This window comes from Variovorax sp. H27-G14 (genome assembly GCF_046156345.1).
In the GTDB taxonomy this organism is placed as follows: Bacteria; Pseudomonadota; Gammaproteobacteria; order Burkholderiales; family Burkholderiaceae_C; genus Variovorax.
Genome location: NZ_JAYLVN010000004.1, coordinates 485,224 through 505,902 on the forward strand (window position 1 = coordinate 485,224; position 20,679 = coordinate 505,902).

Genomic DNA, 20,679 nt, shown 5'->3' on the forward strand with positions numbered 1-20,679 from the left:
TGGCCGCGACGTTAGCCATGCGCGGTGAAAGGCGCTACCGCGCGGCGCGTTTCGGCGTCACCCGTGAGACATCGGCGGGCATGAAAAAAGCGACCCGGCGGGTGGCCGGGTCGCTCTCTTCGGGAAGGAACGGATCCCTTCAAGCGAACACCGAGGAACCGGCTTTGCCGGGCCTCAGGTGTTGCCCCCGGTAGGGGGTTGGCGAAGCGACACGAAGTGCGCGAAGCCTGGGGGCGAGCTTAAGCAATGCTCAGTTCAACGTCGATGTTGCCGCGCGTGGCGTTCGAGTACGGGCACACCTGGTGGGCGGCGTCGACCAGCTTCTGCTTGGCATCTGCATCCAGGCCGGGCAGCGTGATCGCCAGCTTCACGGCAATGCCGTAGGCGGCGCCGCCGTTCGTCGGGCCAAGGGAAACGCTGGAGTCGATGGCGACGTCTTCAGGCACCTTCACGCCGATCTTCGGGCCGACGGCCTTCATCGCACCGATGAAGCAGGCGGCGTAGCCGACCGCGAACAGCTGTTCGGGGTTGGTGCCGGGCTTGCCCGAGCCAGGCGAGCTCAGCTTGACGTCGATGGCGCCGTCGCTGGACTTGCCTGCGCCGTCACGGCCGCCGACGGTGTGGGCTTCTGCGGTGTAGAGCACTTTGTCGAGCTTGGTGGTCATGGTGATTTCCTTTGGTGAGTGATGAAGGGACAGGGTGAGCAAGATCGCGTGTTCACGCGGCTTTCTTGATGCGGTCGCGCAGCGTCTGGATCTGCTGCGTGAGCGCAATGAGTTCCGGCACCGAGCATTCGGTGGCGGCCAGCAGGCAGGCCGGCACGTTGGCGGCCTTGGTCTTCAGCTTGCGGCCCGCGGCCGTGAGCGTGATGTGCACGCGCCGCTCGTCGGCCACGTCGCGCACGCGGGCCACGTAGCCGTTGGCCTCCAGGCGCTTGAGCAGCGGCGTGAGCGTGCCCGAGTCGAGCGACAGCAGCTCGCCCAGCGCGGAGACCATGGGGCCGTCCTGCTCCCACAGGGCGAGCATGACGAGGTACTGCGGATAGGTGAGCTGGAGCTTTTCGAGCGCGGGCTTGTACAGGCGCGTCATGGCCAACGAGGCGGAATAGACCGCAAAGCACAGCTGGTTGTCCAGCTTGAGCATGTCGTCGGTGGGGGCCTGGGCCTGGGTGGAGCGCATGGGTTGAATTGTAGCGAGCAATTGAATTGCGTGCAATGTAAATGGAAAGTGTCGGTTCGAAATTGTCGGTTCTCTTGGCCCGGGTGGCCGGGCCAAGGGGTTCATGCGGCCTTGCTGCGGCCGGCTTTCTTTTGGGGTTTTGCGCTGTCTGCCCGCGGCGCGCTGGCCGCCGTGGCGGCCATGCTGGCGTTGGCCTGGTCGATCCACAGCAGGGCATCGACGTACGACATGAACCGGTTGAGGTATTCCGGCGACAGCTCGCGCATGAGGATCAGCGCGCGGTGCACCAGGTGGTGCGAGTTGAGCGGCCCGGCGTTGTCGGGCACCTTGGCCAGCGACTGCGTGAGCCGGCGGTCGGCGCTGAGCTTGGACCAGGTGCTGCGGAAGTAGCGCAGCGTTTTCAGCTCGGGCGTGGTGCCCGCGGGTGCGGCGCCTTCGCCCAGGATCGGCGCGTGCAGCGCGAGGTGCTCGACGAGCGCCGCGAGCGCACCGGGCGTGGGTGTCGTTCCTTCCTGCACAGCAGCCGCGGCAGGCTCTTTGTCGAGCGCCTCGCCGTATGCCGCAAGCAGCTGCGCGATCCGCGCGTCCAGCAGGCGCCGCGCTTCGCCGCCATGCGCATCGGCACGCCGTGCCAGCGCCTCGATGAAGCGAAAGCGCACCGGGTCGACGCGGTCGTCGCCCCGCGCGCGCAACGCGGCCAGCGCCGCGCCGGCTTCGAGCGCGACGTCGTTACTCACGGGCCTTCGCGCCGGAGCCGGAGCCGGTGGCCGTTCGTGAAGGCCGCGGCGTGGGCGCCATCTCCACGCGCCGGTTCTTCGAGCGCCCGTCGGCATCGGCGTTCGAGGCCACGGCCTGCTCCGCGCCAAAGGCCGCCGCAAAGATCGACGACGACGGCATGCCCGCCTCGATCAGCGCGCGCGTGACGGTCAGCGCGCGCTGCGCCGACAGCTCCCAGTTGTCCGCGAACTGGCGTGCGTTGTCGCGCATCTGCCGGTCGTCGGTGAAGCCGCTCACCATCAGAATTTCGTCGCGCGAGCGCAGGTAGGAAGACAGCGGCCCCGACAAACTCTTGAGCAACTGCCGCCCTTCGGGCTGCAGGTCGGCCGAGTTGAAGGCGAACAGCACATTGCCGCTGATGCCGATGCGCCCGTTGTTCAGCGTCACGCGGCCCGCGGCCAGCGGCCCCGCCAGCGCCTCTTCGAGCGTCTGCCGGCGCTTGGCCTCGGCCTGGCGCTGCTGCACCTCCGACTCCAGCTGGGTTGCGAGCTCCAGCTGCATGCCCAGCGCGCACACCAGAATCAGCACGAACGCGCCCAGCAGGCCCGACATCAGGTCGCCGAACACTGCCCACACCGGCACGCCGGGTCCAACGCCCCCATCGCCACCGTCCAGGTCGTCCTGCATCACGCTTCGCTGCCCATGGCAGCCTGCCTGTCGGCAATCTGCTGCAGGTCTTCGACGATCTGCTTCTGCGACATGATGCTCAGGTCGATCACCTCGCGCGCCTGCGCCACGTAGTAGGCCAGCTGCTCGTCGCTGCGCGCAATCGACTTGCCCAGCGCGCCTTCAATGCGCTGCAGCTGCGCGGCCATCTTGTCGTTCGATTCGCTGAACAACTGCACCGCGAAGCCGAAGGCCTCGCCCATGCTGGCCACTTCGACGGCACCGCCGGTGATCTGCGCGGCCACCGTGGACATCTTGTTCGTCTCTTCGTCGACCTTCTCGGTGAAGCGGCTGCCCACGCGCTCCAGCACGTCGGCCGACGCGGCCACCAGCGAGTCGACCGCCGCGCGCTGCTCGGTGGAGGCGTGGTTCACCGCGTCCAGCAGCGTGGAGAGCGTCTCCAGGATGCGGCCGCGTTCTTCGAGCATCACGTTGTCGCGCGCCATGCTGTCCGACAGCTTCTGGCGCAGCTCGGCCACCACCTCGGCCGCGACGCGCGGCGCCTCGGAGGCGGCCTGCAGCAGCTGCGCGATCTCGGCGGTGGTGCTCTTGGCATGCGCGTCGTTCTGGGCCGACATCTCGCGTGCGGTTTGCGCCATGGTCTCCAGCAGTTGCTGCTGCTGGCCCAGCGTGCTCGCGCCCGCCTGCTGCCATTCGTTCTGCAGCGATTCGGCGACCGACGACAGCGATTGCGTCCAGGCCGACAGGCGCTGCTCGTCGCGCGAGGTCAGCTCGGTCTGCAGTTCGGCATGCGCCTGGCCCACGCTGCCCAGCAGCGAGGCCGAATGCTGCTCGAAGGTGGCGGCTGCCGCGGTGAGTGCGTGCTGCGTGTCGGCGGACAGCTTCTCGCTGGCCTGCCGGTGCTGCGCGAGCGCGCTGCCCCAGGTGTCGGACACGGTGCCCACGGCGCTTTCGAGCCGCGTTGCCACACCGTCGATCAGCGCGGCGGAGCGGTCGCTGAAGGCGTCGGCCAGGCGGTCGTGCGCGCCGCGCACTTCGGCGGACAGCGTTTCGGTGGTGCGCTGATGTTCGGCCAGCGTGGCCTGCCAGCTGTCCATGCTGTCGGCGAGTTTTTCGCGCAGCGCGGCCATCACCTCGCCCGCGACACGCGGTGCCTCGGCCGCGGCCTGCAGCAGCTGCGCGATCTCGGCAGTGGTGCTCTTCGCATGCGCTTCGGTCTGGGCCGACATGTCGCGCGCGGTCTGCGCCATGGTTTCCAGCAGGTGCTGTTGCTGGGCCAGCGTTTGCGCGCCGGCCTGTTGCCATTCGTGGCGCAGCGTCTCGGCCATCGAGCCCAATGACTGCGTCCAGGCGGCAAGCCGTTGTTCGTCGCGCGATGCCAGCTGCGTCTGCAGGTCGGTGTGCGCCAGGCCCACCGTGCCCAGCAGCGAGGCCGAGTGCTGCGCAAAGGTGGCCGCCGCGGCGCTGAGCGCCTGCTGCGTGTCGGCCGACAGCTGCTCGCTGGTGCGCTGGTGCTGTGCCAGTGCGCTGCCCCAGGTGTCGGACACGCTGCCCACGGTGCTTTCGAGCCGCGCGGCCACGCTGTCGACCAGCGCGGCAGAGCGCTCGCCGAAGGCATCGGCCAGCCGGTCGTGCGCGCCGCGCACTTCGTTCGACAGTGCTTCGGTGGTGCGCTGGTGCTCGGCAAGCGCCAGCTTCCAGGTGTCGGCCACGCGGCCCGTGGTGGCCTCGAAGCGGGTGGAGAGGCCGTCGAGCTGCTGCTGCACCGTTTGCGCCAGCGTGTCATGCAGCGAAGCGGTTTCACGCGCGATGCCGGCCATGGTGGCTTCCACCACCGGCTGGATGGCGGCGCTGGCGATGCGTGCGCTTTCGGTCAGGCTGTGCTGCAGCGATTTGTCGACGGACGTGGCCAGGCCGGCATAGGCGGCCTCGGTGCGGCCGTAGAAACCGTCCTGGCCTGCAGCCAGGCGTTCGTTCAGCGCCAGGCTCTGGCGTTCCATGGCGGCCATCATGTCCTGCAACTGGCCCACCAGCGCGGGCATGGCATCGGCCTGGCGTTCCAGCAGCTTGAAGGATTCTTCGCGCTGGTGCACCTGCGAATGCATGCGCAGCGTGGTCGCGATTCGGGTGTCGAGCATCTGCCCGGCCTGCATGCGCTCGCGCCGGCTCAGCGCCGACGCAAAGCCCAGCATGGCCGATGCGGCCACGCCCGCCACCGAGGTGCCGAAGGCCAGGCCCAGGCCCTTCACCGGCGCGGAGAGCGACGCGCGAATCGACTGCAGGTCGGTCGCGCTTTCAAGCGCGATGCCCGTGCCCTTCAGCGTGACGACCATGCCCAGGAAGGTGCCCAGCATGCCCAGCAGCACCAGAAAGCCGGCGAGGTAGGGCGTCATGGCCGGGCCGGGCAGGCCCACGCGTTCGCCCTCGATGCGAAGGCGCACCGCGTTCTGCAGGGAAGGGTGCAACTGGGCGAGCCAGGTGCCAAGGCTGGGAGGCGGGGCGGTGAGCTCGGTCACGGCCTTTGTCAGGGTGGCCGTGGCCTGGTGGAAGCGGTGGAGCTCCAGCGCGCCCATGACGTAGAACGCGCCGACCAGCAGCGTGACGGCCAGTGCCAGCGGGTTCGAGCCGATGTAGCCCGCGCCGGCCCAGGCCACCACGGCCAGGCCTGCGGCCATGACCGCGTGATGAAGGAATCTGTTCATTGAGGAGGAGGTTCGGTGTGCCGGGTGCGAAGGGCTTCGAGCAGCCCGTCGACCGGTTGAAATCGGAGGTCCAGTTCGGCCAGGAGCACGTCGCGTGCGTCCTGGTGGAACGCGTCGAGCCAGCCGTCGGGGGCGGCCTGGCGCAGGCGCTTGAAATGCTTTTCGAGCAGGGACGGCACGCTGCCCAGCAGGCTGCGCTCCTGCGTGCCGAGCACCTGCTCCATCACCACGTCCACCGCCGCCAGCCGTGCCATGGCGGGCGACTGGCCTGCCAGCCGGGCGCGCAGGCGGCCGCGCAACGGGCCCACGGCCGTGTCCATTGCCTGTTGCCGGGCGAGGTAGCGCTGGCGGTAAGGGGCAAAGTCGATCAGGGGAGCCGGTGTGTCGATGGCGGGGTTCTCGCAGCCGTCAGGGCCGGCCGCCGGAGCGGTGGCCGCTTTCGGCGGGGTGCGTGGGCGTGTGGACGTTGCGGTGGGGGCCCGCAGGAAGATGCTGTCTTGCGTGATGGCGGCCACCAGGGCGCTGCGCACGCGGTTGCATTCGTTTTCTTCAGCGCTGGCGGACACGCGTGTGCCGGACGGCGAAGCCGCCGGGGTGCCGTTCAATGCAGCGGACAACGAGATGGCGTCGGTCCACCCGAACCATTGGCTCAGGCGGTCCGCGGTGACCTGCGCTTGCCGGGGTGCGCGCACATCGACTTCGGCGAGCCGCGAAAGCAGGCGAGTGAGTGCCGAGCCGTTGAATTCTGTACGCCCAGAAACTTGCGCCATACAGCCAGATACCGCCCGTTCGAAAAACCTGGCAGTCTACACCGAAGACCCCCTGCGGCCGGGGCCGTTACAGCCCCTGACGCGCCCGTGGGACAGCGCCCTGGCGCGCCTTTTTCAGGCCCTGAAACGCTTGCGCGTGAGCGCCAGCGCAAGCCAGAACGCCGCCACCGCATACACCGCCAGCACCGCCGCGTGCCGCCACCAGCCGGCGGGCCACTGGTCCATGAACAGCGGGCGCACCAGCGCCACCGCGTTGGTCAGCGGCAGCCAGGCCGCCACCGCCTTCACGGCCGGGGGCAACTGCTCCAGCGGAAAGAACACGCCGCTCAAAAACATCATGGGCGTCATGAACAACGTGAAGTAGTAGGTGAAGAAGTCGTAGCCCTTGGCCAGCGCGTTGAAGATCAGCGCGATCGACGAGAAGGTGATGCCCGCGCCGCACAGCACCAGCCACGCCACGATGAGCTTGGGGCTGTGGCTGATGCCCAGCCCCAGCATCACGAACAGGATGGCCGTGACGGTGAAGATCGACTTGAACGCCGCCCACAGCATCTCTGCCATGACGATGTCGTCCAGCCCCACGGGCGCGTTCATGATGCCGTCCCAGGTCTTTTGCACGTGCATGCGCGAGAAGGCCGAGTACAGCGCCTCGAAGCTCGCCGCGTTCATGGCGCTCATGCAGATCGAGCCGCTGGCCAGGAACAGGATGTAGGGCACCTTCACCCCGTCGACCGCCACCTGGCCCACCAGCGCGCCCATGCCGTAGCCGAAGGCCACGAGCCAGATCAGCGGCTCGGCGATGTTGCCGATGAGGCTGGGCAGCGCCAGCTTGCGCCACACCAGCAGGTTGCGCAGGAACACGGGCCACCAGCGCATGGAGAGTTCGGGTGCGCGCCACACAGACGGTGGCGCCATGCTGGATACGTTGCTCATGATTGCTTGTCTTTCTTCTTCGTGGCCGGTTGCATCGCTTGTTGGTGATGACACCGGCGCTGTTGTTCAGGGCGAGTGCACAGGGCACGCTGCCGGCGATCGCGCGATCAACGACCGCTCTGGATAACGGTCGCGTCGATGGTGGGCTTCTTTTCGCGAAATTAAGGAGGAGGCCTCAGGCCGGGGGACATTCGAGAAAAGAAGCACACCGTCGGCGTGATCGCGCCCTGAACAGCAGCCCACCTCGAACCCAACAAACCAGGCCACCACTCATCCTTCCTCGCGAATTTTCCGGCCCGTGAGCTTGAGGAACAGGTCCTCCAGATTGGCCGGCCGGTGAAAGGTGCGCAGCCCGCCGTGCCGCGAGAGCGCGTCGAGCAGGCGCCGCGCGTCCTGCGTGTAGAAGAACACCGTCTCCCCGCTCACCTCCACGCGCGCCGCCAGCGCCTTCAGCTCGGCCGACTCGGCCAGCACCAGCGCACCGTTGCCATACACCTCGACCACGTCGGGCTCCAGGTGCTCGGCGATCAGGTCGCGCGGGCGGCCCTCGGCAATCTTGCGGCCGTGGTCGAGCACCAGCAGGCGCGAGCACAGGCGCTCGGCCTCGTCCATGAAGTGCGTGGTCAACAGAATCGACTTGCCCTGCTGCAGCAGCACCTGCAGCCGCTCCCACATCAGGTGGCGCGCCTGCGGGTCCAGGCCGGTGGTGGGCTCGTCGAGCAGCAGCAGCTTGGGGTCGTTCACCAGCGCGCGCGCCAGCGACAGCCGCCGGCGCATGCCGCCCGACAGTTCGCCGGGCTTGGCGTCGGCCTTGTGCGAGAGCGCCGCGAACTCCAGCAACTGCGGCACGCGTTCGCGCACCTGCGCCTTGGCAAATCCGAAGTAGCGGCCGTACACCACCAGGTTTTCGGCGCAACTGAAGTCGGGGTCGAGCGTGTCGAACTGCGTCACCACGCCCAGCTGCGCCTTGATGGCCAGCGCGTCGCGCGGCATCAGCAGGCCCAGTGCGGAGATCTCGCCGCCGTCGGGCGCGGTCAGGCCCAGGCACATGCGGATGGTGGTGGTCTTGCCCGCGCCGTTCGGGCCGATCACGCCCAGGCATTCGCCGGGCGCGATGTCGAACGACAGGTCGTCCACCACCGTGGTGTCGCCATAGCGCTTGCGCAGGTGGCTGGCACGGAAAAGGGGCGAAGGGAGAGGCGGGGAGGCCGGAGTGGAGGGATTGGAGAGTGTGGAAGGCGGCACGCGGCCATTCTGACGCAGGCATGAAAAACGAGGGCGAGCAGACGCCATGCGGCCATGCGGCCACGGCACAATCGACGCCGATCTGCATTTCGTCGGGGGGAGGCCCAAGGATGCTGCGTTTCCTGTTGGTGCTGCCGCTGTTGGCCGCGCTTGGCGCCTGTGCGCCTTTCCATCGGCCCCTGGCGGCCGCGGACCGGGGCAAGGTCCAGGAGGTCGACGTGCGTGTGGTGGTCGCGCAGGAGAGCTTCATGTTCTCCGCGCAGCCGCCCGGCGTGAGCGCCGCGCTCGGCGGCGGGCTGGTCGGCGCGCTGATCGATTCGTCGGTGCAGCAGTCGCGCCAGAAGGCCATGAGCGCCGAGGTGCAGGCCATCGTCGGACCGCTGCTCGACTGCGACTACCGCGTGGAAGCCGGCCAGGCGCTGAGCGCCGCGCTGGCCGAGCCTGCTGCCTTTCCCTTGAAGGTTCGCTCCACCCGCGTGCTTGCCGCCATGCCGACCAAGGCCGAGCAGGAGGCCCGCATCGCCGCCACGCAGGGCGGGCCCGCCTACCTGGTGCTGCTGGTGCAGTACGCGCTGGAGCCCGGCCTGGGCGCCTTCACCACCCGCACGTCGGCCTTGCTCTGGCAGGACGGGCGCGCCGAGCCGAGCTACCGCGCCGCGGCCATCTTTCAGACGCCCATTGGCGGCAGCGCGCGCGCCGCCGTGCTGCGCCGGCTCACGGCCAACGACGGCCAGGTGCTGCGCGGCGTGATGCGCGAGTCGATGACGCAGACGCTGCACGCCGTGGCGCTGGACATGGCCGGTGCGCGGTCGACCGGCGTGAAGACCGCGCGCTTCAACGTCAACGGCTCGTGGGTCACGCTGGCCGGCCAGAGCTTCGACGCGCAGCCCGGGCGCGTGCTGTTCCGCGACGAAGACGGCGCCTTGTATTCGGTGCGGAGCGCCGCGCCATGAGCGCACGCCACAAGACGGCATGGGGCCTGGCCGCGCTGTGCGCGTTGCCGGGCTTTGCGTGGGCAGTGAGCGAGAGCGAGCCGCTGCCGATGGTCTTCGAGACCGCGCCAGAGCCCGCCGAGCGGCCCAACGGCGTGCCTGTGGTGTCGCTGCGGATCGCGCGCAACTGCACGCTGTACCTGCCGGCAGTAGAGGACGTGCGCAGCAACAAGGCCAGCGTCGGCCACCTCACCGTGATGGAGCCCTCTGTGCACGCCACACCGCGATCGGTGCAGTCGCTGCGCAGCGGCGACGCCACGGCGTGGACGCGCGGCGCGCTGCAATCGATGAGCCGCTATGGCTTTCAACCGGTACTTGGCGTGGCGCCCGCGAGTAGCGATGCAGGTGCTTCAGGCTCCCGGCAGGTCACGGCCGACGTTGCGCTGCGCCTGGCGCACGCCTGGTCCAGCAATCTGAATTTGGTCTCGCACGTGGTGCTCCAGGTGCGCTACCGCATGCCCGGCGGGCAGACCGAGGCGCGCAGCTACCACGGCATGGGCACGCGCACCAACTTCGCGAGCGGCAACGGCGAGTTCATGACTGTGCTCAACCTCGGCCTTGAAGAGGCGGTGCACGCCCTGGCGCTCGACGCGGCCGCACTGTGCGACGGCAAGCCCTTGCCCACGCCGGTGCCCGTGCCATGAAGGACATGCTGGAACTGCACCTGACCTGCGGTGCGCTGCCCGACGGGCAGATCTCGTCGTTCGTCACGCTGTGCGAACAGGTCGGGCTGCGCCCGCTGCTGATCGACTCCCACCACGGTGAACCGCGTCGCCCTTCGGCCACTGCCTGGCTGCGCGCCGACCTGGAAGAGGCCAAGGCCGAGGCGATGGCGCTGGCCCAGTGGCTGGCGCGCGCGGGCATGGCCGTGCTGGGCGTGAAGGTCGATGCGCCGGTGCAGCACATGCAGCACACACAACGCCTGAGCCACGCCGGCCAGTACTTCGAGTGGCGCGGCATGCTGCGGCCGGTGTGCGGGCTGCAGGCACTGTCGGCATTGCGCGCGCTGTGCGAGGTGCACGGCGCGCAGCTCTCGCGCGACGGCCTGCGCGAAGAGGCCGACACCTGCTTCGTGACGCTGCGCGCACGCGGGTCGTTGTCGGCGTTCAGCGCCAGCGTGGCCGCCCTCACCGGGCAGCTTGCGCAAGACGGCTGGCTGCTGCTCAAGCAGCACAGCGAGATCTGCCTGCACGACAGCCGCGAACCGGCCGAGCCCGACCTGTTCGCGCCTTACATGCTGCCGCGCGACCCACCGCCTTCGGCCTGAACCGCGGCGTGAGTCAGGGCGTGGGCTATAGCTTCAGCCCGCTGAACTCCGTCTTCATCCACTCGATGAACGCCCGCGTGCGCGCCGGCAGCAGCCGCGCGTTCGGGTAGATCACGCTCACCGGCCGCGGCGGCGGCTCGAAGTCTTCCAGCACCAGAGCAAGCCGCCCCTGCGCCACGTGCGGCATCACCTGGTACGACAGGAAGGTGCCGAAGCCCATGCCCGCCGCGCAAGATTCCACCGCCGGCGCCAGGTGGTTGAACGCCAGCCGGGCTTCGGGCATGACTCTGATCGTGCGGCCCCCTTCATGGAACAGCCACGGCGCGGGCGCATCGACGCTGCCGCGCACGCAGGGCGCGCCCTGCAGCTCGCGCGGGTGGCGCGGCGTGCCGTGCTGCGCCAGGTACGCCGGGCTGGCGACCACCACGCGGCGGATGGTGCCCAGCGTTTGCGCCACCAGCGACGAGTCTTCCAGCGGGCTGATGCGAATGCCCACGTCGATGCCTTCTTCCAGCAGGTTCACCGCGCGGTCGTGCAGCAGCACGTTGCAGCGCACCTTCTCGTGGCGCTGCATGAAACGCACGATGGCCGGCGCCACGTACATGTGGCCGAACAGCACCGGCGCGGTGAGCGTGAGCAGGCCCGCCGGCTCGCTGGCCTCGGCCTTCAGCGCGCGGTCGGCGGCGTCGGCCGCGAGCAGCACGTCGCGCGCGCTGGGCAGGTAGTGGCGGCCTTCCTCGGTGAGCGACAGGCGGCGCGTGGTGCGGTGGAACAGGCGCACGCCCAGGTGCGCCTCCAGCGCGGCCAGCGCGCGCACCACCGCGGGCAGCGAGGTGCCCAGCGCCTCGGCGGCGCGGGTCAGGCTGCCCTGGTCGGCAATCTGCACGAAGGTCTGCATGGCCTTGAAACGATCCATCGCGCAATTAAACCGGAAAACACAGCAGTCAAATACAAAAATGGCTATTCATTCATTGCGTGCAAGAGAGAAGAATCCGCTCATCGCCCCACCACTGACTGAAGGAACTCCGCCATGAACGCCACCCACCCCGCCAACCCTTCCCACCCTGCCCAGCCCATCAAGCTCTACAGCTTCGCCCTCTCGGGCCACGTGCACCGAGTGCACCTGTTCCTCACCATGCTGGGCCTGCCGTTCGAAAGCATCGAGCTCGACCTGGCCCAGGGCGAGCATCGCGCGCCGGCGTTCCTGGCGCGCAACCTGTTCGGCCAGGTGCCGGTGATCGAGGACGGCGACCTTACGCTGGCCGACTCCAACGCCATCCTGGTCTACCTCAACGAGCGCTATGCACCCGACCCCGCGCGCTGGATGCCGCGCGACGCGGTGGGCGCGGCGCGCGTGCAGCGCTGGTTCTCGGTGGCCGCCGGGCCGCTGGCGTCGGGCCCTGCTGCCGCGCGCATCATGGCGCTGTTCGGCAAGGCCACCGACCCCACCGAGACGGTGCAGCGTGCGCATGCGCTGCTGTCGGTGATGGAGATGCACCTGCAGCGGCAGCCCTTTCTGGCCGGCCCCGGCGCCACGCTGGCCGACATTGCCAACTACGCCTATGTGTCGCACGCACCCGAAGGCAGCGTGTCACTCGACGGCTACCCCCACGTGCGCGCCTGGCTCGCGCGCGTCGAGGCCCTGCCGGGGTTCGTGCCGATGGCGCGCACGCCCATCGGGCTGGCGGCGGTCGCATGATCGCCGCGCCCTTCCATGCGGGCGAGCGGGCCATGCAGGCGCTCGGCGGTTCGCGCGAGCAGATGGAAGTGGCCGGCCCGCGCGTCATTCGCGACCACATGCCCGAGCAGCACCGCGCGTTCTTCTCGCTGCTGCCGTTTCTGGTGGTCGGCAGCCTCGACGCCAGCCTGCAGCCCTGGGCCAGCGTGCTGGCCGCGCCCGCCGGTTTCATGCATTCGCCCGACCCCACCCACCTGCGCGTGGATGCGCTGCCGCAGGCGGGCGATCCGCTGGCCGGCCAACTGGCGCAGGGCGCCCCGCTGGGGCTGCTGGGCATTCAGCCGCACACGCGGCGGCGCAACCGCATGAACGGCACGGTCGAGTCGCTCGACGGCGCGGGCTTCATGGTGGAGGTGCAGCAGAGCTTCGGCAATTGCCCGCGCTACATACAAGCGCGCGAGCCGGTGCTGGCCGCGTCCGGTGGCACGACTCCGCCCGTGCAATGGCTCGACAAGCTCGACCTGGCCGCGCACCGCCTCATCGGCAGCGCCGACACGCTGTTCATCGCCACCGCCTACCCGAACGAAGTGGCGGGCGGCGACGAGGCCGATGCAAGCTCGCACGGTGTCGACGTGTCGCACCGCGGCGGTCGCCCCGGCTTCGTGCGCATCGACGGCGACAACGTGCTGACCGTGCCGGACTTCAACGGCAACCGCTTCTTCAACACGCTGGGCAACCTGGCCGCGCATCCGCGCGCGGGGCTGTTGTTCGTCGACTTCGACAGCGGCGAGCTGCTGCACCTGGCGGTCACGGCAGAGATCGTGTGGGACGGGCCCGAGGTGGCGGCCTTCGAAGGCGCGGAGCGGTTGATGCGCTTCAACGTCACGCATGCGCTGCGCCGCCCGGCTGCGTTGCCGCTGCGCTGGGGCGACGCGCAGCTGTCGCCGCACCTGGCGGGCACGGGTCAGTGGAACACCGGAATGCGCGCATTGGCCGACGGCCGGTAGTGCCAGCCGCGCTTGCGCTGCGCATCGAGATCGGGCGCGCGGCGCAGCAAGGCCTCGAGCCCCGCCGCCGCCAGCGTGCAGGCCAGCGCCTGGCCTGGACAGACGTGCATGCCGTGGCCGAAGCCGAGCATGCGGCGCTGGGCGCGCACGAGGGTGAAGCGCTCGGGGTCGGGGTTGAATGCCGGGTCGCGGTTGGCCGCGCCCAGCAGCACCAGCACCGCGTCGCCCGCGACCACTGAAGTGCCTGCGATGGTGACGGGCGCCACCGCAAAACGCCGCGTGTTCTGCACCGAAGCGTCGTGCCGCGCGGTCTCTTCCACGATGGCCTGCAGCCCGTCGCGTGTGCGTGTGGTGGGGCGCAGCGATGGCATGCGCAGCAGCGCGACAAGGCTGTTGCCGAGCAGGCCCGCCGTGGCATCGCAGGTCTGCGAGAGAAGGCCGACCAGGTTCGCGAGCAGCGCGCGAGAGGGGGCAGCGTGCTCGGCCAGTACACCGGCCAGCAGCGTGCCGTGGCGCGGTGCCGCGTCGGCCACCAGCGCTTCGAAGCGCGCCATCAAGGCCCCCGCCGCCACGCTGGCGCCTTGTAGTTGATCGGGCGTGGACAGCGATGACAGGCACGCCACGAAGTCGCGCACCCACCGCTCGACCTGCGGCAACACGTCATCGGCAAAGCCCAGCAGGTGAGCCACGGATTGCACCGGCATCGAGAACACCGTGTCCGACAGCGCGTGTTGCCGCGGCACGCGCAGCGCCACTTGCAGCGCGGCCTCGCGCACCGTGTTCAGGTCCAGCTTGGCCAGCGCGTGTTGCAGTGCGGGCCTATGCGCCTCGTGTGCCGCGCCGTCGTTCATGCGCACCAGGTGGCCGAACACCTCGCCAACGGCGCTGCCGGCGATGGCATGCGGCACCGGCTCGGCGGCCGGCCGCACACGCAGCGCGCCGTGCCCCTGCAGCACCTGCGCGACCACGTCCGCGCGGCTCGCGACCCACAGGCGCAGCGGCGCGCTCCAGGCAAGCGACGGGCCTTCGCGCAGCGCGGCGTAGTACGGGTACGGATCGGCATGCGTGGCGGCGGCGACCGGGTCGGTGGGTGTGTCGTGTATCTGGTGAGCGTGCGGGTTCATGGCCGCAGTGTGCGATTGGCGGTGCCGCCACACTTCGCTCGCGGGCGAAGTGTGGCGTGCGTGGCGGTCTTACGATGCGCCCATGGACACCCTGCACACCCCGGACAGCCCCGACACCTCCGCCGACTTTCACCTGGCCCGCCTGGCCGGCGCCATCGCCGAGCCGGCGCGTGCCCGCATGCTGAGCTGCCTGATGGACGGCCACGCGCGCACCGCCACCGAGCTGGCCACGGTGGCCGAGGTGGCCGCGTCGACCGCCAGCGCGCACCTCGCGCGGCTGAAGAGCGAGCGCCTCGTCGAGCTGCTCGTGCAGGGCAAGCACCGTTACTTTCGCCTGGCCAATGACGATGTGGCCGCCGCGCTCGAAAGCCTGATGGTGGTGGCCGGCGCGCCACGCACCCCACACACCGCGCACACACCAGGCTTCGCGCCGAGCACGCCCAGCCGCCTGCGCAGCGCGCGCACCTGCTACGACCACATGGCCGGCACCGCCGGCGTGGCGCTGCACGACCGGCTGCACGCACAAGGCTGGCTCAGCGGCTTGCAGAGCGGTTCCTACGAGCTCACGCCCGACGGCGCGATCGCGCTGGAGAGCCTGGGCGTGGAGGTGGACGCGGTGCGCCGCGCGCGCCGCCGCTTCGCCTGCGCCTGCCTCGACTGGAGCGAGCGCCGCCCGCACCTGGGCGGCGCGCTGGGCGCGGCATGGCTGCAGTTGTCGCTGCGCCGGGGCTGGGTACGCCAGGCGCTCGACGGGCGGGCGCTCACGCTCACGCCCAAGGCGCGGCGCGAGATGCCCGAGCTCTTTGCCTGAGCCGCAAGGCGGGCTTCAGGCTCTCAGGCATTCGGGCTGTCAGGCCTTCAGCTTCAGCAGATAGATCAGCGGCCCGGCCATGGCCGTGTCCAGGTCCAGGAAGCTCTCGAAGTCCTTGCCCGCCATCCAGTAAGGGTCCCAGTTGTTGCGCTTGATGGTCTTTTGCCAGAGGTCGGCCGCGGTGGCGCGGCGCACGGCCTCCAGCAGCACGGCCCGGCGTTCGGTGGGCACCTTCTTGCCGGTGAGCACGCCGCGCCAGTTGGCCAGGTCGGCGTCCACGCCCTGTTCGCGCACCGACGGAATGCCCTGGAACGGCCGCTTGGACGACACGCCGATGGCGCGCAGCTTGCCGTTGGCCAGGTGGTCGCTGAACTCGCTGTAGCCCGAGATGCCCGCGGCCACCTTGCCGGTTTCCAGCGCCTCGACCACCTGCGCGCCGCCGGGGTGCGCCTGGTACACCAGCCCCGCCGTGGCGCCGGCCACGCGCGCCAGCATGCCGGCGTACATGTGGTCCACGCCGCCGGCCGAGCCGCCGGCAATGACGGTCCTGGCGGCATCGGCACGCAGCTGCGCGATCAGGTCCTTGGGGGTCTTGATGGGCGAGTCGGCCTTCACGGCGACCACCTCGTAGTCGCTCGTGAGGCGTGCCACCGGTGCCACCTGCGACAGCGTGACGGCGGGCTTTTGCAGCGCCACCGCGCCGACCATGACCATGCCGCTCATCAAGAGGGTGTCGGGGTCGGCGTCGTACTTCTCCACGTATTTGGCCAGGCCGATGGTGCCGCCCTTGCCGCCGATGTTTTCGTAGGCAACTCGCCCACTGCGCCCGACGCCAGCATGGCCGCGCCCAGCGCGCGGCCGGTCTGGTCCCAGCCGCCGCCTTCGTTGGCGGGAATCACGATGCGCAGCTTGGGCACCAGTTGCGCTTCGGCCGCGCCGGCCAGCCGGGGTCAGAGCGCGGGGGGCAGCATGCCCGCGGCGGCGGCCGACGCCATCCAGGCGGTGAGGCTGCGGCGGGAAAGGCTCCTTCCGGAAAGGCTCTGGCGGGAGAGGCCGACGGGTGCGGACTGCGGCATTTTGTTTCCAGTTGTCTTTAAAAGTAACCGGATGATGGCCGCAAACCGAGTCAATGCTTCACATTGGTTAACTAGGGAAAACCCGAGTCAACAGCCTCAGGCAGCCGGCGCCGAGCGTGTCGGCGCCGCCGCCAGATCAGGCTTTCAGCTTGAGTTGCTGAATAAGGGGGCCGGCCGCCGCCGCGTCCAGCGCGATGAAATTCTCGAAGTCCTTGCCTTCCAGCCAGAAGGCCTCCCAGTTGTTGCTCTTGATGGTTTTCTGCCACACATCGGTGGCCGTGGCGCGGCGCACCACCTCCAGCAGCGCGGCTTTGCGGTACGGCGGCACCTTCTTGCCGGTGAGCACGCCGCGCCAGTTGGCCAGGTCGGCGTCCACGCCCTGTTCGCGCACCGACGGAATGCCCAAGAACGGCCGCTTGGCCGACACGCCGATGGCGCGCAGCTTGCCGCTGGCCAAGCCTTCGGCAAATTCGCTGTGGCCCGAGATGCCCGCGGCCGCCTTGCCCGTGTCCAGCGCCTCCACCACCTGCGCGCCGCCGGCATGCGCCAGGTAGGTCAGCGACTGCGAGGCGCCCGCCGCGCGCGCCAGCATGCCGGCGAACATGTGGTCCACGCCGCCGGCCGAGCCGCCCGCGATCACCGTGCCCGCGGCGCCCGCCCGCAGCTGCGCGATCAGGTCGCTGGTGGTCTTCAGGGGGGAGTCGGCCTTCACCGCCACCACCTCGTAGTCGCTGGTGAGGCGGGCGATCGGCGTCATGTCGGTCAGGGTGACGGCGGGCTTTTGCAGCGCCACCGCACCGACCATGACCATGCCGCTCATCAGCACCGTGTCGGGGTCGGCGTTGTACTTCTCCACGTACCTGGCCAGGCCCAGGTTGCCGCCCACGCCGGGAATGTTGTCGTACACCACGCTGCCGACCGCGCCCGATGCCTGCATGGCCGCACCGAGCGCGCGGCCGGTCTGGTCCCAGCCGCCGCCTTCCTCCGCGGGAATGACGATGCGCAGCCGGTTGCTCAGCGGGGCGTCGGCGGCGTGGGCGCTGCCGGGCCACAGGGCCATGCCGGCGGTGCCGCCCGCACCGGCGGCGGCTGCGGCCGAGGCCGCGATCCATGCCGAGAAGCTGCGGCGCGAGAGGGGAACGGAACGCGACTGGGTCATCTTTTTTCCGGTTTCTGTGGGGTGAACCGGATGATGTCCGCGAAACGTCGCCATCAGGGCGCCGCGGCGGCAGGACAAACCCTGAGGTGCGTGTCCCCTGCGGCACACCCGCCGCAGCCTCTCAAGGCCCGCCTGCAGCCCTTCTTCTTACTGAAACGCCACTTCCGCAAAGCTGCGCAGCTTGCGGCTGTGCAGCCGTGTGGAGCCCTCTTCGCGCAGGATCTCGATGGCCCGCATGCCGATGCGCAGGTGCTGCTCCACGCGCTCGCGGTAGAAGTGGTTGGCCATGCCGGGCAGCTTGATCTCGCCGTGCAGCGGCTTGTCGCTCACGCACAGCAGGGTGCCGTAGGGCACGCGAAAGCGAAAGCCGTTGGCCGCGATGGTCGCGCTTTCCATGTCCAGCGCCACCGCGCGGCTCTGGCTGAAGCGGCGCTGCGGCTGGTTGCCGGGCAGCAGCTCCCAGTTGCGGTTGTCGGTGCTGGCCACGGTGCCGGTGCGCATGATCTTCTTCAGGTCGGGGCCGGTGTAGCGCGTGACGTCGGCCACGGCCTGCTCCAGCGCGAGCTGAATTTCCGATAGCGCCGGAATCGGCACCCACAGCGGCAGCTCTTCGTCGAGCACGTGGTCTTCGCGCACGTAGGCGTGGGCCAGCACGTAGTCGCCCAGCTGCTGCGTGTTGCGCAGGCCGGCGCAGTGGCCCAGCATCATCCAGGCGTGCGGGCGCAGCACGGCGATGTGGTCGGTGATGGTCTTGGCGTTGGCCGGGCCCACGCCGATGTTGGTCATGGTGATGCCGCTGTAGTCCTCGCGCACCAGGTGGTAGGCGGGCATTTGCGGCAGCCGCGGCGGCGCGGTGCCCTGGCTGCCGTCCAGCAGGTGCCCGAAGGTCTGGCTGGCACCGGCCGCCAGCCCGCGCCGGCGCGTGATGACGTTGCCAGGTTCGATGAACGCCACGTACTCGCTGTTCTCGTCGGCCATGGCCTCGTGGCCCAGGCGCACGAACTCGTCGATGTAGAACTGGTAGTTGGTGAACAGCACGAAGTTCTGGAACCACTCGGGCGCCGTGCCGGTGTAGTGGCGCAGGCGGTGCAGCGAGTAGTCGACCCGCGCGGCCGTGAACAGCGACAGCGGCTGTGCCTCGCCGTCGCGTGCCTCGTAGGTGCCGTTGGCAATGCCGTCGTCCATCACGCCCAGGTCGGGCAGGTCGAACACGTCGCGCATGAGCGCGCGGCGGTCGTTGCTCATGGTGCCTTCGATGTGGTCGTTCTCGGCAAACGAGAAGTGAATGGGAATGGGCTGCGTGCTGGTGCCGACCTCGAGCTCGACCTGGTGGTTTTCGAGCAGCAGGCGGAACTGGTCGAGGTAGTAGCGCGAGAACAGGTCGGGCCGCGTGAGGGTGGTCTCGTAGCGCCCGGGGCCGGCCACGAAGCCGTAGCTCAGGCCGGCGTTGGCCGGTGGTGTGTGGCGCGAGACGGTGTGCGTGTGCACCCGCACGAACGGGTAGCAGGCTCGCACCCGGCCGGGCAGTGCCTCGCCGGCGACGAAGCGCAACATCGATTCACGCAGGTGGGCGATACCGCCCTGGTAGATGGCCTTGACCTGGTCCAGCGCGGCGGCTGCGTCGGTGAAGCGGGCGGGGGCAACGAAGGTGGGCATGTAGGGCATGTCGTCATTGTGCAGTGCCTGTACTGGGTGCCTTTGTGCCGTTCTGCCGCGCTGTTCAGGGCGACGCTCACGCCGACGGGGTGCCTTGCTCCGCGAATGTCCCCCGCTTCGCTCCTCCTTTATTTCGCTGCGCAAGGCACCCCATCGGCGTGAGCGTTGGACAGAGCCGGGGTTGATCGTGCGATCACCAGCAGCGTGCCCATGTGCACAGGGCGTCGGGTGCTCCCCGCAGCGAAATAAAGGAGGAGGGCGAAGCCCGGGGGACATTCGCGGAGGGGAGTACCCGGTGGCCTGTGCACGCGCCCTGAATGAACGAATGCAGCAGCCCCCCGAACAACAGCAACTGTCAGCCCAGCAAACAGTCCAGCACCTTGCCCAACATGTCGTTCACATCCACAGCCTGCACAGCCCCCGGCAGCGCCACATCGCCATGCATCACGAACACCGGCTTGCCCCACTTCAGCCCCATCGCCATCTCCGACAACGTACCCATGTTGCCGCCGATCGCAATCAGACACACGCCACTGCGCGCGATGATCCCGTTGCGCATCTCGCCCATGCCCGTGGGGATCGCCACGCTCAACCATTCGTTGGCGTTGCGGTCGTCCTCCTCGGGCAGGATGCCCACCGCAATGCCGCCGGCCTCCACCGCACCGCGCGAGGCCGCGGCCATCACGCCGCCACGGCCGCCACACACCACCGCCATGCCCGCACCAGCCAACGCATGCGCCACCGCATAGGCGGCCTCGCACTCCGCCGGCCCGCCGTCGCCCGGGCCCAGCATCGCCACCGGCAGGCGGTGACGCTGTGGCCCCCACTGCTTCTGAGCCAGGCGCGTCAGCGCCTCAGTGACCGGCGCCGACAGCACCGCGCTCGCGCCTTCGCGTAAAGACATCGCCCACCCCCATCACGATCACACACACCACCATCAGCACCAGCGACAAAGCCGCCGCCACCGCGAAATCGGAACCGCCATCGCCCACCTGCGCCAACAGCATCAGCGGCAAGATGTTCAACTGCGTGCCCACCAATGCCAACGCCGTGCCGTAAGTGCCCATCGCAATCGCGGCCACCATGCAGGCGTTCGACAGCACCGAAGGCATCACCTCCGGCACCACCGTGTCCCAGAACGCGCGCGCCTTCGACGCACCCAGCGTGCGCGCCGCCTGCACCGGGCGCAGGTCGAGGTTGGCAAACACCGGGTACAGCGACAGCGCCACGCGCGGAATCAGGTAGTAGGCATAGGCAAAGCCCAGGCCCGACACGCTGTAGATCCAGCTGCCGATGGCCGCCGGGTCCGCGCCCAGCCCCGCCAGCAGCTGCGTGACGAAGCCCGCGCGCCCGAACGCCAAGATGAAGCCGTACGCAATCACCAGTCCCGAGAACGCCAGCGGCAAGCCCAGCAAAGTCATCATCCATTGGCGCCGCGACGCCGGTTGCCGCGCCAGCTCGATCGCAATGCACGTGCCCACCAGCGCCGACACCGCGCCCGCCGCCAACCCGAGCGCCAGCGTGTTGCGCAGCGCGCCAAAGAACAGCGGGTTGCCGAACAGCCGCCCGAAGGCGCTGCCGCCCTCGCCAAAGGCTTCGGGCAGCAGCGCCGCCAACGGCACCGCGAGAAACAGCGCCATGAAGGCCCATGCGGGCCAGGCGCCAAAGCGTCGCAT

At 69.5% G+C, this 20,679-nt stretch carries 20 protein-coding genes and 1 pseudogene; 6 read left to right on the forward strand and 15 right to left on the reverse strand.

Translation table 11 applies throughout. The annotated features are described in order from the left end of the window. Nucleotides 1-239: 239 nt before the first annotated feature. The 8 genes from VLK31_RS14805 to VLK31_RS14840 form a co-directional block, all read right to left on the reverse strand. Nucleotides 240-665, reverse strand: a complete 426-nt coding sequence (locus VLK31_RS14805; protein WP_409169155.1) for an organic hydroperoxide resistance protein — start codon at nt 663-665, stop codon at nt 240-242. 52 nt (nt 666-717) lie between these two features. Continuing rightward, entirely contained in the window at nt 718-1,179 is a 462-nt protein-coding gene (locus VLK31_RS14810; RefSeq protein WP_409169156.1) for a MarR family winged helix-turn-helix transcriptional regulator, read from the reverse strand. Between the two features lie 101 nt (nt 1,180-1,280). Continuing rightward, nucleotides 1,281-1,916, reverse strand: a complete 636-nt coding sequence (locus VLK31_RS14815; RefSeq protein WP_409169157.1) for a DUF2894 domain-containing protein — start codon at nt 1,914-1,916, stop codon at nt 1,281-1,283. Continuing rightward, the gene (locus VLK31_RS14820) at nt 1,909-2,583 is read right to left on the reverse strand and encodes an OmpA family protein (RefSeq protein WP_409169158.1); all 675 of its coding nucleotides are present in this window, start codon (nt 2,581-2,583) and stop codon (nt 1,909-1,911) included. The genes VLK31_RS14815 and VLK31_RS14820 overlap by 8 nt, the downstream gene beginning before the upstream one ends. Then, nucleotides 2,583-5,285 carry a DUF802 domain-containing protein gene (locus VLK31_RS14825; RefSeq protein WP_409169159.1) on the reverse strand — a complete coding sequence of 901 codons (2,703 nt, stop codon included), beginning with the start codon at nt 5,283-5,285 and terminating at the stop codon, nt 2,583-2,585. Before VLK31_RS14825 ends, VLK31_RS14820 begins: the two co-directional genes overlap by 1 nt. After that, a complete protein-coding gene (locus VLK31_RS14830) occupies nt 5,282-6,055 on the reverse strand; it encodes a DUF3348 domain-containing protein (RefSeq protein WP_409169160.1) in 774 nt (257 codons plus the stop codon). The genes VLK31_RS14825 and VLK31_RS14830 overlap by 4 nt, the downstream gene beginning before the upstream one ends. 114 nt (nt 6,056-6,169) lie before the next feature. Further along, the gene (locus tag VLK31_RS14835) at nt 6,170-6,988 is read right to left on the reverse strand and encodes an ABC transporter permease (protein WP_409169161.1); all 819 of its coding nucleotides are present in this window, start codon (nt 6,986-6,988) and stop codon (nt 6,170-6,172) included. Nucleotides 6,989-7,258: 270 nt separating this feature from the next. Beyond that, entirely contained in the window at nt 7,259-8,281 is a 1,023-nt protein-coding gene (locus tag VLK31_RS14840; RefSeq protein ID WP_409169162.1) for an ATP-binding cassette domain-containing protein, read from the reverse strand. Between the two features lie 62 nt (nt 8,282-8,343). Here VLK31_RS14840 and VLK31_RS14845 point away from each other — a divergent pair, with 62 nt between their 5' ends. The 3 genes from VLK31_RS14845 to VLK31_RS14855 are packed head-to-tail and all read left to right on the forward strand — an operon-like array spanning nt 8,344 to nt 10,492. Then, nucleotides 8,344-9,186, forward strand: coding sequence for a hypothetical protein (locus VLK31_RS14845; RefSeq protein WP_409169163.1), 843 nt, complete (start codon nt 8,344-8,346; stop codon nt 9,184-9,186). Further along, nucleotides 9,183-9,869: a hypothetical protein gene (locus tag VLK31_RS14850; protein ID WP_409169164.1), complete on the forward strand. Its 687-nt coding sequence runs from the start codon at nt 9,183-9,185 to the stop codon at nt 9,867-9,869. Before VLK31_RS14845 ends, VLK31_RS14850 begins: the two co-directional genes overlap by 4 nt. Beyond that, the gene (locus VLK31_RS14855) at nt 9,866-10,492 is read left to right on the forward strand and encodes a hypothetical protein (RefSeq protein WP_409169165.1); all 627 of its coding nucleotides are present in this window, start codon (nt 9,866-9,868) and stop codon (nt 10,490-10,492) included. Before VLK31_RS14850 ends, VLK31_RS14855 begins: the two co-directional genes overlap by 4 nt. Before the next feature lie 25 nt (nt 10,493-10,517). Here the strand turns inward: VLK31_RS14855 and VLK31_RS14860 are convergent, their stop codons facing one another. Continuing rightward, the gene (locus VLK31_RS14860; RefSeq protein WP_409169166.1) at nt 10,518-11,408 is read right to left on the reverse strand and encodes a LysR family transcriptional regulator; all 891 of its coding nucleotides are present in this window, start codon (nt 11,406-11,408) and stop codon (nt 10,518-10,520) included. Nucleotides 11,409-11,522: 114 nt separating this feature from the next. On the opposite strand from VLK31_RS14860, the gene VLK31_RS14865 reads away from it, so the two are divergent. Further along, nucleotides 11,523-12,191, forward strand: a complete 669-nt coding sequence (locus VLK31_RS14865; RefSeq protein ID WP_409169167.1) for a glutathione S-transferase family protein — start codon at nt 11,523-11,525, stop codon at nt 12,189-12,191. Beyond that, on the forward strand, nt 12,188-13,177 hold the full coding sequence (locus tag VLK31_RS14870) for a pyridoxamine 5'-phosphate oxidase family protein (RefSeq protein ID WP_409169168.1): 990 nt from the start codon (nt 12,188-12,190) through the stop codon (nt 13,175-13,177). Before VLK31_RS14865 ends, VLK31_RS14870 begins: the two co-directional genes overlap by 4 nt. On the opposite strand, the gene VLK31_RS14875 is transcribed toward VLK31_RS14870, so the two are convergent. After that, nucleotides 13,135-14,301, reverse strand: a complete 1,167-nt coding sequence (locus VLK31_RS14875; protein WP_409169169.1) for a cytochrome P450 — start codon at nt 14,299-14,301, stop codon at nt 13,135-13,137. The genes VLK31_RS14870 and VLK31_RS14875 overlap by 43 nt on opposite strands. Before the next feature lie 82 nt (nt 14,302-14,383). Between VLK31_RS14875 and VLK31_RS14880 the strand changes: the two genes are divergently transcribed. Then, nucleotides 14,384-15,112 carry an ArsR/SmtB family transcription factor gene (locus VLK31_RS14880; RefSeq protein ID WP_409169170.1) on the forward strand — a complete coding sequence of 243 codons (729 nt, stop codon included), beginning with the start codon at nt 14,384-14,386 and terminating at the stop codon, nt 15,110-15,112. A 39-nt stretch (nt 15,113-15,151) separates the two neighbouring features. Here VLK31_RS14880 and VLK31_RS14885 read toward each other — a convergent pair. From VLK31_RS14885 to VLK31_RS14905, 5 genes and pseudogenes are all read right to left on the reverse strand, one after another. Further along, nucleotides 15,152-16,056: pseudogene (locus VLK31_RS14885) on the reverse strand (Bug family tripartite tricarboxylate transporter substrate binding protein). A gap of 268 nt (nt 16,057-16,324) precedes the next feature. Further along, a complete protein-coding gene (locus tag VLK31_RS14890) occupies nt 16,325-17,347 on the reverse strand; it encodes a Bug family tripartite tricarboxylate transporter substrate binding protein (RefSeq protein WP_409169171.1) in 1,023 nt (340 codons plus the stop codon). A 147-nt stretch (nt 17,348-17,494) separates the two neighbouring features. Further along, entirely contained in the window at nt 17,495-19,012 is a 1,518-nt protein-coding gene (locus VLK31_RS14895; RefSeq protein WP_409169172.1) for an AMP nucleosidase, read from the reverse strand. A 346-nt stretch (nt 19,013-19,358) separates the two neighbouring features. After that, nucleotides 19,359-19,907 carry a TIGR00725 family protein gene (locus VLK31_RS14900; RefSeq protein WP_409169173.1) on the reverse strand — a complete coding sequence of 183 codons (549 nt, stop codon included), beginning with the start codon at nt 19,905-19,907 and terminating at the stop codon, nt 19,359-19,361. After that, the gene (locus tag VLK31_RS14905; RefSeq protein WP_409169174.1) at nt 19,858-20,679 is read right to left on the reverse strand and encodes an ABC transporter permease; all 822 of its coding nucleotides are present in this window, start codon (nt 20,677-20,679) and stop codon (nt 19,858-19,860) included. Before VLK31_RS14905 ends, VLK31_RS14900 begins: the two co-directional genes overlap by 50 nt.